13 protein-coding genes are annotated in these 16440 nt (G+C 33.5%); 4 read left to right on the forward strand and 9 right to left on the reverse strand.

Annotated features, from left to right (window positions below; translation table 11 throughout):
* Positions 1 to 434: 434 nt before the first annotated feature.
* From B6C99_RS07920 to B6C99_RS07960, 9 genes are all read right to left on the reverse strand, one after another.
* Positions 435 to 3749, reverse strand: coding sequence for a hypothetical protein (locus tag B6C99_RS07920; protein ID WP_086359344.1), 3315 nt, complete (start codon positions 3747 to 3749; stop codon positions 435 to 437).
* Positions 3739 to 5094: an SWIM zinc finger family protein gene (locus tag B6C99_RS07925; RefSeq protein ID WP_086359345.1), complete on the reverse strand. Its 1356-nt coding sequence runs from the start codon at positions 5092 to 5094 to the stop codon at positions 3739 to 3741. Before B6C99_RS07925 ends, B6C99_RS07920 begins: the two co-directional genes overlap by 11 nt.
* A 166-nt stretch (positions 5095 to 5260) precedes the next feature.
* Positions 5261 to 5461 (reverse strand): ATP-binding cassette domain-containing protein, encoded by a 201-nt coding sequence (locus tag B6C99_RS07930; protein ID WP_086359346.1) that lies wholly within the window; start codon positions 5459 to 5461, stop codon positions 5261 to 5263.
* A gap of 59 nt (positions 5462 to 5520) precedes the next feature.
* Positions 5521 to 6735, reverse strand: coding sequence for an MFS transporter (locus B6C99_RS07935; protein WP_086359347.1), 1215 nt, complete (start codon positions 6733 to 6735; stop codon positions 5521 to 5523).
* A 122-nt stretch (positions 6736 to 6857) separates the two neighbouring features.
* Entirely contained in the window at positions 6858 to 8876 is a 2019-nt protein-coding gene (locus B6C99_RS07940) for a TonB-dependent receptor (RefSeq protein WP_086359348.1), read from the reverse strand.
* A gap of 223 nt (positions 8877 to 9099) precedes the next feature.
* Positions 9100 to 10701, reverse strand: a complete 1602-nt coding sequence (locus tag B6C99_RS07945; protein ID WP_086359349.1) for a bifunctional aspartate transaminase/aspartate 4-decarboxylase — start codon at positions 10699 to 10701, stop codon at positions 9100 to 9102.
* Positions 10702 to 10730: 29 nt separating this feature from the next.
* Positions 10731 to 12431, reverse strand: a complete 1701-nt coding sequence (gene aspT, locus B6C99_RS07950) for an aspartate-alanine antiporter (RefSeq protein ID WP_086320577.1) — start codon at positions 12429 to 12431, stop codon at positions 10731 to 10733.
* Positions 12432 to 12725: 294 nt separating this feature from the next.
* A complete protein-coding gene (locus B6C99_RS07955; protein ID WP_086359350.1) occupies positions 12726 to 13124 on the reverse strand; it encodes a hypothetical protein in 399 nt (132 codons plus the stop codon).
* A gap of 26 nt (positions 13125 to 13150) precedes the next feature.
* Positions 13151 to 14218, reverse strand: a complete 1068-nt coding sequence (locus B6C99_RS07960) for a class I SAM-dependent methyltransferase (protein WP_086359381.1) — start codon at positions 14216 to 14218, stop codon at positions 13151 to 13153.
* A gap of 138 nt (positions 14219 to 14356) precedes the next feature.
* Here B6C99_RS07960 and B6C99_RS07965 point away from each other — a divergent pair, with 138 nt between their 5' ends.
* The 4 genes from B6C99_RS07965 to B6C99_RS07980 are packed head-to-tail and all read left to right on the forward strand — an operon-like array spanning position 14357 to position 16395.
* Positions 14357 to 15076, forward strand: a complete 720-nt coding sequence (locus tag B6C99_RS07965) for a beta-ketoacyl synthase chain length factor (RefSeq protein ID WP_086359351.1) — start codon at positions 14357 to 14359, stop codon at positions 15074 to 15076.
* Complete coding sequence (locus tag B6C99_RS07970; RefSeq protein ID WP_216819423.1) at positions 15073 to 15855, forward strand: lysophospholipid acyltransferase family protein; 783 nt, start codon at positions 15073 to 15075, stop codon at positions 15853 to 15855. The genes B6C99_RS07965 and B6C99_RS07970 overlap by 4 nt, the downstream gene beginning before the upstream one ends.
* Positions 15856 to 15875: 20 nt before the next feature.
* Entirely contained in the window at positions 15876 to 16130 is a 255-nt protein-coding gene (locus tag B6C99_RS07975) for a phosphopantetheine-binding protein (RefSeq protein WP_086359353.1), read from the forward strand.
* Between the two features lie 16 nt (positions 16131 to 16146).
* Positions 16147 to 16395, forward strand: a complete 249-nt coding sequence (locus B6C99_RS07980; protein ID WP_086359354.1) for an acyl carrier protein — start codon at positions 16147 to 16149, stop codon at positions 16393 to 16395.
* Positions 16396 to 16440: the final 45 nt, after the last annotated feature.

The raw sequence follows: 16440 nt of genomic DNA on the forward strand, positions 1-16440 counted from the left end.
AAGAAGCTCAATTTAATTACGTCCATAATTTAGATCCCGATAATGCTTTTACTTTAAAAACACGAAATCAGATGTTGTGGTTTTATATAATATCATAACCATGAAAAGCAAATTTATGATCAACTCTTAATTCATTCTCATTGTAATGTTATTTACTCTTCTTCTCTGTAGTATCACTTCACCATTTATTTGTAAAAATAATTGAGGGGGGTGTATACCATCACATTAATGTTTGGGGATTAATAACCTGTTCTCGTTTGTATGATTATGGATAGAGGAGTTAGCTATGCTTAAGGCTCATTCTAACTAAAAAACTATTGCCTAAATAGACATACTAATACAAAAGTATAACATCCTATTTAGGCATTAAAGTTCATGATGCACTAGAAATAACAAAATAAATATACATTTAATAGTACTGTAACAGTCTTTGATTAAAGGTTAATATTTAAATCTTCTTGCAACTGTTTTGCTTTCGCAACTGCTGTTGACTTTAATTTTGATGAAGCTATTTCATGCAGACCTTCCCATTTAGCATCTTTGATGTAACCACGCAATGCAGCTTCTTTCAAATAAGCGGAATACTGTAAAGATATATCTAAAATACGATTTGTCCAGACTGGTATTTTTTCCCCTCGACTAATTAGATTACCAACAAAACGAACACATTCAATTAAAATAGGCCAAAGTAATGGTAAAAATTTAATTTCTTTTTCTAATGACCTAATAAGTTTTGCAGGACTTACAATGGGATTTTTTAAAAATAGTAAAATTGCTCTACGAACAGTTTCTTCATCAATGTGACTTGTTAAAACATAATTTTCAGCAAAATAGGCACCTTCGCCATCTTGAGCGAGAAGTCCAATAACAACCATCAATAAAGTATTCGATAATGCTGGTATTTTTGTACTAGACAATGGGCCATCTTCATTTTTTAACCAATTTCGATATTTGCTGACCAGTAAGGCTTTTTTATCATTATCCCAATGCAAATAAACACTTTTTTGGCTATCCGTTGTAAATTTAGGGTGTTCTATGGGGGCTGGATATGCTTGACATTGCCCTTCTTCTAAATCATAAAACCAATTTGTTTTTACTATATGAAAAACTCGGTCATTAATATCTGGTAGTTTCAATGTAAAAATGAAAGCGGAATTAGATTTGCTTTGCTCAAATAAATCAATTGAGATAATAGCGCCATCATCAAGTACCGGAATGTTTTTTTCTTTTTTAGGCCAAATTTTATCAAAATCAGTTACATTAACTTCATTAGATTTTTTTGATTTAACAAATTTAATGTCTGGTAATTGAGTAATAATATATTTTGCTACATTGATTACTCGTGAACTGCCTGTTTTTTCAGCTAAAGTTCTCAAACCTAAAAGATCCAGTTGATTTGGCGACGCAAGTCCATTGGTAACAGCAAACTGAACTTCGGGTAAAAATTCTGCTATAGCATTTACAATTTCATCAGTTCCCACTAGTAATCTCGGCGCTTTTAAAGAGGCTAAAATTAATTCGTCTAAAATTGGCCATACAACAGATAAAAGCCCTTGCTGAGCAATATTTGACAGCGTTGCAACTAAGCTAACTAATTTAGAAGGAGTGCTATTTATCCAGTCTAGTAAGAAAACATCAGCAATTCCTGGTATAAGTAAACCTCTTTCCCATGCCTCATTCACGGCTAAGGCTATATCAGCTATAGCACGGGGTGATGCTGAACGCTGTGCAGCGAGAATATTCATTGCAACACCAGCAGTTAACGGTATTTGTCTCTTAGCAATTTGCCTAAAAATGAGTCCTTTTCCATGCTCCATTTCATTGAATGAGGAAACACTCAGTCGTATAGCAGCATCACCCCAGAGCGGAAACACAGAAAATGCACTAGTAGTCAAATCACCTAAAGAATCAAACCTTTTAGGAAAGTATTGTAATGATGGGGTGGTTGGAATTTTTATATCCCAAAAATATTCCTCATTATAATCTAATAAAACTTCTTTTACTGGGCAATTAAGATAAGCTAAAACTATGTCACTAGCGTTAATAGGGATTTTTTTACCTGATTGTAAAATGACATCAACCTTTAACGTTTTTAATAAGTTTAAATTTTTACTACTTTGTGTTTTGGTATCCAAACGAGTTAAAGCTAAAAATATATCTGCTTCAAGTGCATGAATTTTATTTTTCTGATATTTTTCTAGTCGCTTACAAAAATCATCTACTGTAATTGAAAGATCACTCTTACTAGGAGTTGATAAAATACAAGGCAATTGATCTAAATTTTTGCACACTACATAATTACGAGCATGCAATACTTCATGTACCATATCTTTCTGATCTGCTCCCCAATAGCCTTCAGGTTCGATTCCTTTCACCCAACAAGCAATCAAATTAAGTAGTACATCAACAGATGTTGGTTTCACCCCCGCCAAACTTGTTCTAGCCGATTGAGGATCGTTATAAGCGATCTTATTTGCAACAGCTAGAAATCTTTCAACAACAGTATCACAAACGAACTCTCTTCGATTAACCAGTTCACTGGCAAGCTCTGTTAATGCTTGAGGTGTAACTTCTCCCCAATCAAATTGAGGGCATGTCCATAAAGATGGTGTTTTTTGCCAAAGATGTTTAATGTCCTGTGTATGACTTTCTTCAATTTGTGCATAATTGAGTTGCCAATGGTTAGCCAATTGACGAGCTAGCTTTGCAATAGATTTATCTTTATCGTCACACCATATCGCCAGCCATGGTGTGAGTTGCTCTACATCACTAAGGGCTTTTCTTGTCATTGCTGTTTTTAAAACTAACTGTTTTGTTGATTTAACCTTTGCGGAGAATGAAGCTATCATTACCTCATTTAAAAGTTCATCATCAACATTTTTTATCAATATAGGCGCAATTTTTGCAATTACATCTGATTCACCTTTGGCAAGTAAAGGAATCAAAACAGCTGTTCTTTCACATAACGTTGTAGTACTTATCCCTAACCCCTCTATTGCACTAACCCAAACCTTTCTATCCCCAGGTCGACTGGCAATATCTAACGCAAAAAAGATAAACTCTATTGCATCGTGTTTTGAGAGCCAACCTTGCTTAACACCTTCGATAAATACAGAAAAGAATGGTCCCGTTGCAGGTACATTGACGGCAATCCCTATTTTAATATGCTCAGAAAATCTGCGTTTTATTTGTTCTTGTGTTGGTAACTCTTGTGTCGATACTGCTCTAGAATAATCTTCAGCAGGTAATCCCATGGACAAAGCAGCATAAACGGCCCAATCTTTCATATATTCGTAGCTTTCAGGAATAGCTAAATTTAACTGATCAACAAGTTGAACGGCAATATCACCAAATACACTTGAAGAGTGTTCAAATACTCTTCTTCTGGATACGCAAGCTTTGCTGATAAAGTTAGTCGCATATTTTTCACCTTTATCCTTAATAATAGGCAGTAATAAGGGCCTATCAGCAAAATAAGCAAACTCTAAAGCACGGGTGATAGAAACACCAATCCTAATAGCATACAATGTGATATGTTTGAGATTGCATTCAATATATCCTTCATTGCTGTAATCGCTGTTTGCCTCTCTTTTAATAAGACGCTCCCAGTCTCCATTTTTTAGACCATTCAGCGCTATTTTTTGTTGTTCTTTTGTGCCTAGTGGTTGCTGTAATATGGTATCTATAGTTACTTTTTCCCATCCCAAAGAGTTAAAAATAGCAACGGCTTCTTCAAGCTTAGAGTTCATAAATACCTTCCTTGATTTGTACAGCTAAAACATGCTTACAAGGGCCTTTTTTCTGTTGATTTTTAAGATACCAAGTACATGTACATTGTGGATTGCAATTCAGTTGATTTATAGGAATAGACACACGATAACTATCATCTGTAGAATTGACTATCCATGTCATCTCATCAATTTTTTCGATCCGATCAACTAATTTATGCGCACCAATAAGACGTGGATTATCTTTTAAAACTCGGTTCGGATCTTCTGGTAATTCGCGATGAAAATAAGAACCTTCATATGCATCAAACCCAAGTTTTCCAGAAACGGCAAGATAAGCTAGTGCGCGCTCAATGCGATAAGCCTCTAATGCAGAAGCATTTGACAATTGTTCTTTATTAATAAGCGCATCAAACTGTAAAAGATCATTCACTATTTTTGAATCTTTTTGTTCTGCTGATGAAACTAAAGATGTTAACAATGCTCCTTCACCAGAATATCCTTGCCATGTTTCAGCTGTTAAGCTGAGTGTTAAACGAGCACCCAAAAGGCTTACTTCAATCATGCATGGCCCCTGCTCGTTATTTTGCAAACAGTAAAAGGTTAAACTTTTAATATTAGTTATTAGTCGCTTAAGTGCATTGAGACGATGCAAGCCAGATATATAAACACTATGCGTATCGCTTCTAGACATTAATTTAATACCTGAACGCGATAATACAAGCCAACCAAATTGATTTTTACTCGTTACATTAGGTAGAGTACTCACAAACATTTGTGCTTGAGGTCCTTTTATTGTAAAAACTGGCTTCATGTTTTTATGGATTTCAGCGATATTGCCTAAAGCTCTTATCCACCGATTAGGCATTTGAACAGGCCGTTGTAAAATGATTTTATCTAACCCTTTGAGATGATTGCCTTTATCCTCTATATGCCGTGTTACTAACCCTTGATCACCTATATTTAAATGAAGTCTGTCTTTACTATTAACCTTAGCAAGAGCTTGTCTTAAACCAATACCAATATCAACATTAGTAGTACCTCGATAAATCTCTCCATCAAGGCCTTCTCTTAATAAATCTAAACGTGCATATACCCCATTACAGGCAGAAAAACACTCTGCTCTTACACGATCACCTTGCGCTGAAAGTACCGGATCTTTTTGAAACTCAGGCTTATACTGGAAATAGTTCGTAGAAGTAATGTCTGCTAATACAAGCAATCCTCTTGCAATAATTTGAGGATAAAGAGCAAAACCAGAAAAAAATACCGGATGATTAACAATACCTGTTGGCGTCAATGCAGGAGAAAGCGCTAAAGCTAGTGCTCCATCAGTAAAATTTGATTGCTGAAAAAAAGCTCGCACGTTTTTTCCTAAATAAAAAAATTAAAACAAATACTACATATTATATCTGTTACGATTATATTGTTTATTAATAATTAGTTTATCAAAAAACACCAAAAAAGTGAGTTTTTTAATTGAGTTATTAAAATGGCAATATAATTAAAAAATTGAATAATTATTTAATTAACTAAAATCTATTTTTTTCATCGAATGTGATAACACAAGATGTTGCGGCAATTTGCTCTGCTAATAATTTAATAAATGTCGATTTGCCAGAGCCGTTATGACCAACAATACCATAGACAAGCCCTGGTTGAAATTGAGTCGTTACATGATTAACAACAAGGGTATCTTGAATTTGGTATCCAATATCTTGAGCAATAAGCATACTAATTTAATTATCCATCCAATTACGCTTTAAAGTTATCCTATCTACCTATTCTGATACTATTTTCCCATTGTTCGACTTGCATAAAATGCATTTAAAAATGCCAATACTATTGAGCCGATTACAACTGGAAAATAACCAAATTTTTGTGCAAGATAATAACTTAGTGATATTACGATAAATCCACATATAAAACTTGGCGCTGATTGAGCATTACAAGCAGTAGAACGTGCCTGTGAACTATCTGAGTTGTCCATTATGATGGCAGTAATCGCAATAGACATTAAAGGTAAACTAAAGAAGTAAAGAAAACAGGCTAAATAGACATTAAAAATATTAACATAACCTAACGAGATCGGGATGAATGCAAGTAAACCAAAAGCATGAAAAAGTAATGAATATGTTAAACTTTGTTTCCTAGATAATCGCTTGAGGATTTTTGCAACTAATATAACAGCCACTAAGCTAACAATGGATCCAAATACTTTTAATAAAATAGCAATATCTGATAATGCCCAACCATCATCGACAAGTATTGGTGATAATAGATTATAAGCTGGTAAGAAACTAAACGGCATAAGTATCAAAATAATTAACCAATTAATTCTACCTTTCCAGATGATAATCAGATCTTTCCAATATTTAGGATCCATATTTTCATATATTGGTTTATTTTGACAGTAACGGTACTCTTCAAAAAAGAAAAGTTGAATTAATGTAAATCCAATTAAAATAGCAATTAATAATAAACAACCCATCCAACCAATATAGGCATAAAGTAGTAAAATTACTCCGCCACCTAAAATATTACCTATCATAGAACCACTGGTTTTGATACTTGAAATTAGATAACGTTGCTGAACTAAAAAAATATTACAGGCTAATCCTGATATGGCTAATTCTTGAGTTGCAGTCATGGTCGAAAAAATAAAAATGATGGGTAAAATGATATAAAACTGTTTTATAGGATCTAACAAAGCTATAAAGATTAAGCATACTAACATTAGCGTTAAAGAGATAAATAACCAATTGCGATAATGAGATATTCGTCTTTTTAAATATTTATCAATAACAGGTGCCCATAAAATTTTTAAACCAATTGGTAACATCATTAAAGGAATAAGACTTAATTGGTCTAACTCCATACCATCTTTTCTTAGGATTAAAGCTAAGGCGATTGTCAAAAAGCCAATACCAACATATTCTGTAATATAAAGACTTACAAATAATAACCATACATTTTTAGGTAATTTAATTGTTGCTTTGTCATTCATTTACTAATTTTCCTTTTGCAGTACCTATTTTGTGGTCATAATATTTTCATTAATACCATTCTTTAGTAGTAAAAAATAAAACAAATTTAGACCTTTCGTACATATAATATTTAACTGATTTATCAATAGTTTATTTGTGCAGAAATACCTACTTGTCGTGGTTGCTGATAAGTGCTATATCGAGAAGATGAGGACATAAGGCTTATTTTTTCATGCGCATTGAAAACATTATCAGCATAAAGCATGATTCGACCTTGTTTAAAGTTATAAGCTAAATAAGCATTTGCTTGGTAATAACTATCAATTTTCGATGTCCTATTATTTGATGCATCAGTATAGTAACTATCCACAAACGATGCATTTAATCCGGTTTCCAGCCCATATGGTAGGTTATAGTAACCGCCTAGATTAAATGTATAACCAGGAGCACGCGTTAGCTTATTGCCGTTATAATTTTTACTGTCGCTGTATTTTTCTATTTTGGTTTTAAGTAAGCCCAAACCAGAGGTTAAATTTAAATTTTGTGTTGCTTGCCATTCAATATTAAATTCAGCGCCATAAGTTATAGCTTTATCGGCATTAGCAATAGTTGTTCCTAGTGGATGAGAATACTCAATTTGCATATCTTTATAGTCATTATAGAAAATATTGGTATTAACTTTTAGGCGTTTATCTTCTGAAAGCCAACGATGATAAATCTCGTAGTTCCAAAGATATTCAGGTGAATAACTGTAGATTTTAATAGGAGATGTAAAGGTAATACCTGCACCACCAGGATTGTAACCGCGAGCAATTTTGGCACCAATTCTCTGATCATCACTGATTAAATAAGCAATATCAAATTTTGGTAAGAAAACATCTGTTTTACTCTGATAATTTAAAACATAGTTACTACCGCCGTTGCGAGTATGTTTTTCTTGTTCATAACGAGCAGACAGATTTACTTCGATAATATCTATTGGTTTAAAGGTAAATTCCCCTAAAACCGCTTTAGTGTTTGTAACGTCATGATAAAGGTTGCGAACCCCTAATAAAATACTGTCATCTTGTGGTGCCTTTAAATAAAATAGACCCAATAAACCTTTATATGAACCATCGTTGTATCTTAAAATTGGCTGAACTTGCCACTGATGACCTTCCACTCTTGATGGTGCGCCAGAAGGTAGCGAAAAACGGTCACGAATATAATTAGAATAAACAGTTTTATTTTCAAATTCCCATGTATCATTAAATTGATAACCTGCATCCCATATTGTGCTCGAAGTACGAGTTTTATGAACCGGACGATATGTATCACGAATAATTGTTGGTTTAAATTCACCTTGAGGATTTCGTGAATCTACATGTTTAAAGGTCAAACGACTATAAAAATCGGGTACAGCCGAAGGTAACCAAAGTAATTTAGCATTAGTTGTGGTGGCTTTAAACTTCCTTGAATCTCCTGCTGGATGATAATTTGCTATATGTTCGTACGACTTGCGACCTTTCTGATCAACCGTAAAGCGAAAAAGTAATTGCTCATCAATTAATGGACCAGATAGCATTGCGGCTAATTGGCGTTTATTTTGATTACCATAGTCCGCTTTAGCGGCTGCCTCAAATTTATTGATGGGATCGTTACTCTGCATAACTATAGCGCCAGCTATAGAATTACGGCCTTGAGAATAACTCTGTGGCCCACGGTAAACTTCGACTTGTTTAATATCCCAAAGTGATTTTGTGCCAAATGCTAATTCATAATAATTCGATGAATCACCATCAACCTGAATATTAACTCTAGGACGAACGCCGGCTAAAAAGGACACTGCACCATGAGCTGAAGTACCCTCTACGCCGCGAATTGTGGGTACATCATTACCTAATCCTGTATCTAACACATTTGATGTTTGTTTCAGTACATTTAGTAGAGAATAAAAATCGGGACGTCTTTCGATATCCTTATTGGTTATAACACTTAAACTTGAACTAGTTTGTAATTCACTACGTTGTACCCCTTCACCAGTAACAGTAATTGTCTCCAATTTATCTTTTTCATTATCTTCCTTGATATCTTTAATTTTATTTTCAGCTAGAACAATAGAGCTATAACAGCTTATAAGGCACAAGCTAAATAAACTAAATTTTGCAGTTATTTTTTTCATCCGAACACGCCATAATTGATAATGATTTTCATTTGCAATAATATAGATTGGAAAATAAGCTGTCAAATTACTGTTTAAAAAAAATCAATATTATTAAATTAACTTGATTTTATTCAGAAGGAATAACTAAAATTTATAATCAAGTTAAATGATATATAAAATAAAAAACCCTAGTTAAACTAGGGTTTGATATGTAGACAAATGAATTAATCTAAATGATTAACTATTTTTTCTTAGCTTTACTTTGATACTCAGCATAATACTCTTGAGCAAGTTTTCGCATTGATAAACCAATCGCTGCATATTGATATTCATTTAAGTTGGCTAATGAAGCTCGAGCCGAAGGATGCTGTACAGCAAATCCTTTACCTGGCAATAAAACAACGCCAGCTTCATCGGCAATTCTAAATAACATTTCAGATGGATTTTTATTTTTTAAGATCCATTTAGCAAATTTGTCATCATAAAGCTCACGACAAATATGTTCTAGATCAATTAAGGTATAGTAATCAACACTATTTTCATCAGTATGATGCGCAAGTCCTAAATGTTGATATAACGAAGCCGCTCGACGACGGATCAATGATTTTAATGCTGCTTTATAACTTTGATCGGTATCCATCATTTCACACAATGCAAATAACACCATTTGTACTTGTTGTGGAGTTGAAAGCCCAGCGGTATGATTTAGTGCAACTGCACGACTATCGGCCACTAAACGATCAATAAATTTTAAATTTTCAGGATCAGTTACAATAGAACTATAGCGTTTATCTAAAATTTGTCTCGTTTTGCTAGGCAATGCCTTAATTTTTTTATCGAATATATTATCACGTGCTGTAGCAATAACACCTAAACGCCAACCAGTTGCACCAAAGTATTTAGAAAATGAATAAACTAAAATTGTATTTTTTGGACAAATAGCAAACAAAGATTGGAAATTATCGGCAAATGTGCCATAAACATCATCAGTTAAAATAATTAAATCAGGACGTTTTTTCACAATATCAGCAATGATCTGCAAGCTTTTATCATCAATTTTTACTGATGGGGGATTAGATGGATTAACTAAGTAAAAAGCTTTAATAGTAGGATCTTCTAATTTACGTAATTCAGCTTCTGGATATTGCCAATTGGCATCAGGATCAGAATTAACTAATACCTCTACTAATTGATAATCATTAAGCTCTGGAATTTCTAAATATGGTGTAAAAATAGGTGCGCCAATCGCAATTTTGTCGCCTTTTTCGATTAAGTTATTTTCTTTCATAGAATTGAAAATATAAGCCATTGCTGCAGTACCACCTTCAACGGCAAACAGATCAAGATCATCACGACCAAGATATTGTGCTCCCATTTGTGTAAGCACATATGCTTTAACTACCTCTTCGCTAAAGCGTAACATTCTATCTGGTACAGGATAATTACAACCTAAAATACCTTCCACCATCTCTTGTAAAAATGCATTTTCATCTAGGCCGAGCTGATCGCGAATATAAGAAAATGCTTTACCTAAAAATGACACGCCAGGTGTTTGATAATTTTGACGAACAAAATGTTCAAAACGACCAGTTAAACCAGCCTTAATTGGCATACCACCAACACCTTCATTCATATATGAAAATGACATTTCGGATTCTTGTAGCGCAAAAACACCAAGTTGAAAAAATGCTTGTCGTGGCCATGTTGCCAAAAAATTAGGATTACCACGCCCTGCATTTAACATCACACGGTCAGTATGGCTTTGTGCTAGTTTAATTAAGTTATCTTTCAATTCAAAAGGACTTAAATTCGCATATTTTGCATATTCATTATTACTTTTCATAACTATGTATCCTTAATTTGAGATGTCAATTAAACAAAAGCAACAACTAATGGTCCCAATAATGTTAGGAAAACATTAGCTAAAGCATAGGTAATAGCAAAAGAATTGGTAGGCGTTGAGTTACCAGCTTTATTAAGTACTTCACCAAAAGCAGGATTCGCACTGCGAGAGCCAGCTAAAGCTCCAGCAAATACCGCTGAATTTTTATAACCTAGTACATACTTGCCAAAATAAATGCCAAGTAACATCGGCAATAAAGTCACTACAACACCAATTAAGAATAATGAAAGACCTTGATCTTTAATCGTATTAATGGCTTGTAAACCTGAGCTAAGACCAACCACTGCTACAAAGCCAGCTAAGCCAAAATCTTTAAGTAGTTGCACAGCTCCGGTTGGAATATTTCCAACAGTTTGATGCAAGGAGCGATACCAACCAAACAATAATCCTGATAATAATGCACCACCACCTGCACCTAAAGTGATTGGAATATCACTGACTCGGATCACAATAAGACCAATTATAAGTCCAACAACAAGACCTAACCCATGGAATATCCAATCAGTTTTTTCACTTTTGGTAATCGGCGCACCAATTCTATCTACTACACGCCTTAAATCACCATCAGTACCATAAATAGTAATGACATCACCTAATTTAAATACCATATCATTGTTTAATGGCAATGGTTGTCCATCACGATGAACAGCAATTAAATAAATACCATGCTTTAACTTCATCACTTCGTCAGATGAAAGCACTTGCGTTAAATTTTGACCGACATATCGAGTATTACGCATTTCAACATCTTGGGTATTCATCACCACATCCATACCCTGTGCTGAATTCACTTCTTCACCCAATAAATCAGCTGCAGCAATCATGGCATCCCGATGACCAACAACCAAAATAATATCTTTGGCTTTTAATAAAGTTTCAGGTGCAGCTTCAATAATACGATTGCCACGTTTGATTCGCTCAATACTAATACCATTAATCACCTTTTCTAAACTTTCAACGGTTTGATTAACCTTATTAGTAATACGATATAAGCGACCAGTTACATCAGATAAAGCAAAGTTTTGACCACTACCTAATAAAAGTGAGCCATGTAATTGTTCTGCTTCGGCCTTAATTGCATCGTCGTTAATTTCTCGCCCCATAATTTTCGGCAAAATGTTAACACAAACAATAATAGCGCCAAGTGAACCGAAGATATAAGTCACTGCATAACCAATGGTTACATTACTTTGTAATCGGCTTAACTCTTCTGGGCTTAAGCCTAGCTGAGTTAGCGCATCAGATGCCGTACCCATAATGGCAGATTGTGTTAATCCTCCTGCAGCTAAACCAGCAGCAAGGCCTTTATCTAAATTGAATAATTTGGCTAAAACTACTACCGTTACAAAACCAGCAACAGCAATAAATAACGCTAAAAAGATTTCACGCAGAGTTTTAACTCCTAATGAACGGAAGAATTGTGGTCCACTTTCGAACCCGACAGCATAAATAAATAGGGCGAAAAGCACAGCTTTAACGCCAGCATCGACAGTAACACCAAATACACTTAATGCCACTGCCACCAATAATGAACCAGCAACCCCACCTAATTGAAATTTACCGATTCGAATTCCACCAATCAAATACCCTAAACTTAAAGAAAGAAATAAAAGTATTTCGGGTGAATGCTTAAGTCCATCTAAAATCCAATTTGAAAGCCATTGAAACATAATAATTGTCCTCAAGTGCTAAGATTTATGAAATAGAAAAAGATAGAAAAGAAAAGATTGGAACTTGAATAATATTCATACTAATTTATGAATATGGATATATTCTAAACTTCAATACCAAGAATAGATAGTTAATTTTAACGATTAATATTATTGCTAGTAAATAATAAAATGTTTTTATAGAAAGTAAAGGGAGATAATATTGGCGCATTTGATTATTATGAATAAGCCCAAACCAATTTTGGGCCTACCGATATTTCATTAGAAAATAAAAATATTTTTTAGATAAAATTCTTATTTAGCTCTGAAAAGGCCTTCTCTAATTTTAACATCAAGATTATTTACCCAACGATTGTAATTACGGTGAACTTTTCCATTGCTACCTTGTAAATTTGGACTAACAGACACGTAATTGATTGAATAACTTGTCGCTGAATAAGGGATATCAACTACAACTTCAAATTTACGGTTGAATAAATGACCCCTAATAGTATTGCTATTTAAGACTTCCATTTTCCAAGTACCGAATGCTGCTTTACCTTTTGTTCCACTATCTAAAATAGCTTGTTTAACCTGCGCTTTAGTTAAACCATTAACTGGGGTGGTAATATTGTTTGGTGCTTGATATTTACCTGCACAACCAAACAATAGTGAAACTAAGAAAAATGCAGCAATATATTTAAAAAATTTCATTGTTTACTCCTTTAAGATTATTTTTATTAACGTTTTTTACATATTAGTAAAGTGTGACCAAATCCGAGTCCATCAATATCTTTCTCAACATGAAATCCAGCTTCATTTAGGCATTTATAAAATACCTTAGAGTGATAAAAGCGGCTATTACCATTTGCTAAACAGGAAAAATAGAGAGAGGAAGCATTTAAACTTAAAGCCCCGGCTGCAAAATTTTGGCGATCCCAAAAAAGATCCATAATACAAACATATGCACCATCATGCATACTACGGTGGATTAATTTTAATATCTGAGTAATTTGATCCGAATTAAAGCAATCTAGAAACTGACTCATCCACCATACATCTGCTTGATTGGGTAAAATATCTGTTTCTAGTAAGTTTACAGCAATACCATCGATACGATTTTCAAGGTTTGCTTGTTTAACGTTTTCTTTAGCTACTGCTATTTGCTCAGGCAAATCTAAAATTGTTACTTGAGTTTCAGGCAAATGTTTAACTGAATAAATCGCCCATTTACCAGTATTACCGCCAACATCATAAACATGCTTGGGTTTTAATTCCATAATATGAGTTAAAGCAACAGGAAAAGAGTGATCGGAATAAAAGTGATCAAAATCAAACCAACTTTTTTTCGCTTGTTCGGGCAACGACTGCAACATAGGGTAAATCGTGTTTCCATCACCAAAAACTTTAAGACCGCTTGGTTCGCCTTTTTCAAGTGCTTCTTGAAGAAAAAACATACTTTGGTAGCAAATATCTTTGGAAAAATTTAAGTTAACATCGGTCATTTTATCATGCAATAAAAAATGTCCAACTTTACCTAAAATATAATTGGAGTCTTGCTGATAAATGACACGCATACTAAGTGCAACATCCAACAAAAGTTCAATTGCATAAGGTGATAAAGATACTTTTTTAGTTAATTCTTCTAAATTAATACCTGTTTTACCAGACTGATCTATATGAAACAAAATTCCTTTGTTTTTAAGACAGATAATGGCTTGAAATAAAATAGGAGCAAAAGCAATTTTTTGAGCTTCTGTGATCGCTTCTAAGGCTGTATAAATTTCCTTATTAAATCCATATTTGATGTTTTCTTGTCCTGCCAATGTATTGCCTTTTTATAGTTTTACTGTATTGTATAAATAAATCGAAAATTTTCTGTAATTATCGACTTAATAATATTACAAAAACTTACTAAGTAAAGAACTAATTAAAAAAACATTAATATGAGATTTTCTTTTTCAATCGAAAATTGGTTTGCTTTATCTGCTGGTTTATCTTCTAAATCTGACTGGGAATTGTGGTCTAAACAGGAAAGTCATAATTGGGATTTACCATTACCCAAACTCAATAAATTGCCTATGATGCAAGCAAGAAGAATGAGTATTCCTTCACGTCTCGCTGTTGAAGTTGGTTTAGAGCTGATTGAAAATAACAAGTTGGATTTGGCAATTTTTTCAAGCCGACATGGTGAACTAGAAAGAACGTATAAAATACTTACCTCACTTAATCAAGCTAATGATATTTCGCCTACTGATTTTGCACTTTCAGTACATAATACTGCATCGGGATTGTTCACGATTAATGCTAAACAATCTATCCCCATCACATCACTAAGTGCTAATAATGATGGTTTTCAACAAAGTTTGATAGAAGTACTACCAATATTGCGACAAAAAGATAAAAAAGTACTATTAATTGATTTCGATGGAATTGTTCCTAAGCCTTATCTAAATCATATTAATCAATTAGTTCCTTATTATGCAGTAGGTTATATCTTAACTAATGGCGATATGTTTACTTGCCAAAGTGTTGATAAAATGTCTAAACAAAATCCAATTAACTACCCACAATCACTGATATTTTTACAAGCTTATCTTAAAAAAAAACAGAATTTTATCATACAAGGATTATCACAAGACTGGCAATGGGCAATAAATACATGAACAAGCGAAAATTCTACACCATAAACCAGTGGTGGCGATTATTTGCGACCGCACTGGGATTTATTATATTTGGCCTTTATGGATTATTCGTTTTATCTTTAATATGGTTTAGTTTATTAAGATTATTTGTGTGGAATAAACAAAAAAGAAACCTTATTGCTCAGTATAGTATCAGTGTTAATTTTAAAGTTTTTTTATGGATAATAAAGTCATTAGGTATTTTCAACTATCAATTTAATGGTATTGAAAAATTAAAACAGGATGAAGGATGTTTGATCGTTGCCAACCACCCTTCCTTGTTAGATGTTGTCCTTCTGGCATCCGTCATGGGGCGATGTGATTGTTTAGTTAAAGGTGCATTACTTAATAATATTTTTATCAGTCGCATAATAAAAACAGCAGGCTATATACTTAACGGTGAATCAAGCCGAATATTAAAACAATGTTATGAAATCCTATCTAATAAAGGTAGAATTTTGATATTTCCTGAAGGGACTAGGAGTATACCTAATCACCCTATTAAGTTACAAAGAGGCGCAGCTAACATAGCATTAAGATGCCATGCTGATATACGAATCATACATATTGAATGTAATCCACCATGGTTGATAAAACAACAAAAATGGTATGACATCCCTGAAAAAAAAGCGAGATTCAATATTACAGTAGGTGAAAAAATTATAATCGATGACTTTCTAGACGAAAATACCACTATTGCAGCAAGAAGTCTTACAAGACACCTGACAACGTTGTTAACGCTAGAACAAAAAAAAGAGTAAGAGACAAAAAGGGAAATTAAATGGAAAAACTACATCACGATTTAAAAGCATTAATAATCGAAGTTCTTAATTTAGAAGAGATCACACCTGAAGATATTGATACACAAGCGCCATTATTTGGTGATGGTTTAGGCTTAGATTCAATAGATGCATTAGAACTAGGTCTTGCTATCAAAAATCAATATGGTATTGTTTTATCATCAGAAAGCGAAGAAACTAAAAAAGCATTTTACTCAGTCAAAACGCTAGCTGATTTTATTATTTCTCAACAGTAATTAAGGAAGATTTTTAATGGATAAGCAACAAATTTTTCAACAAGTACAATCAGCGCTAGTGCAACTTTTTGAATTATCTGCCGATGAGATTAAACCAGATTCTAAACTTTTTGAGGAATTAGACTTGGATAGTATTGATGCAGTGGATTTAGTCGTTCATTTACAAAAAAAGATTGGCAAAAAAGTTGATCCTGAAACTTTTAAATCAGTAAGAACGGTTCAAGATGTTGTTGATGCTGTATACAATTTGCTAAACACTAAATAGTATAATGTATAAAGTTAGGTTAATAATAAAAGCAATAACAGGCTT

The sequence above is a fragment of the Gilliamella sp. N-G2 genome (assembly GCF_002142215.1).
Classification (GTDB): Bacteria; Pseudomonadota; Gammaproteobacteria; order Enterobacterales; family Orbaceae; genus Gilliamella.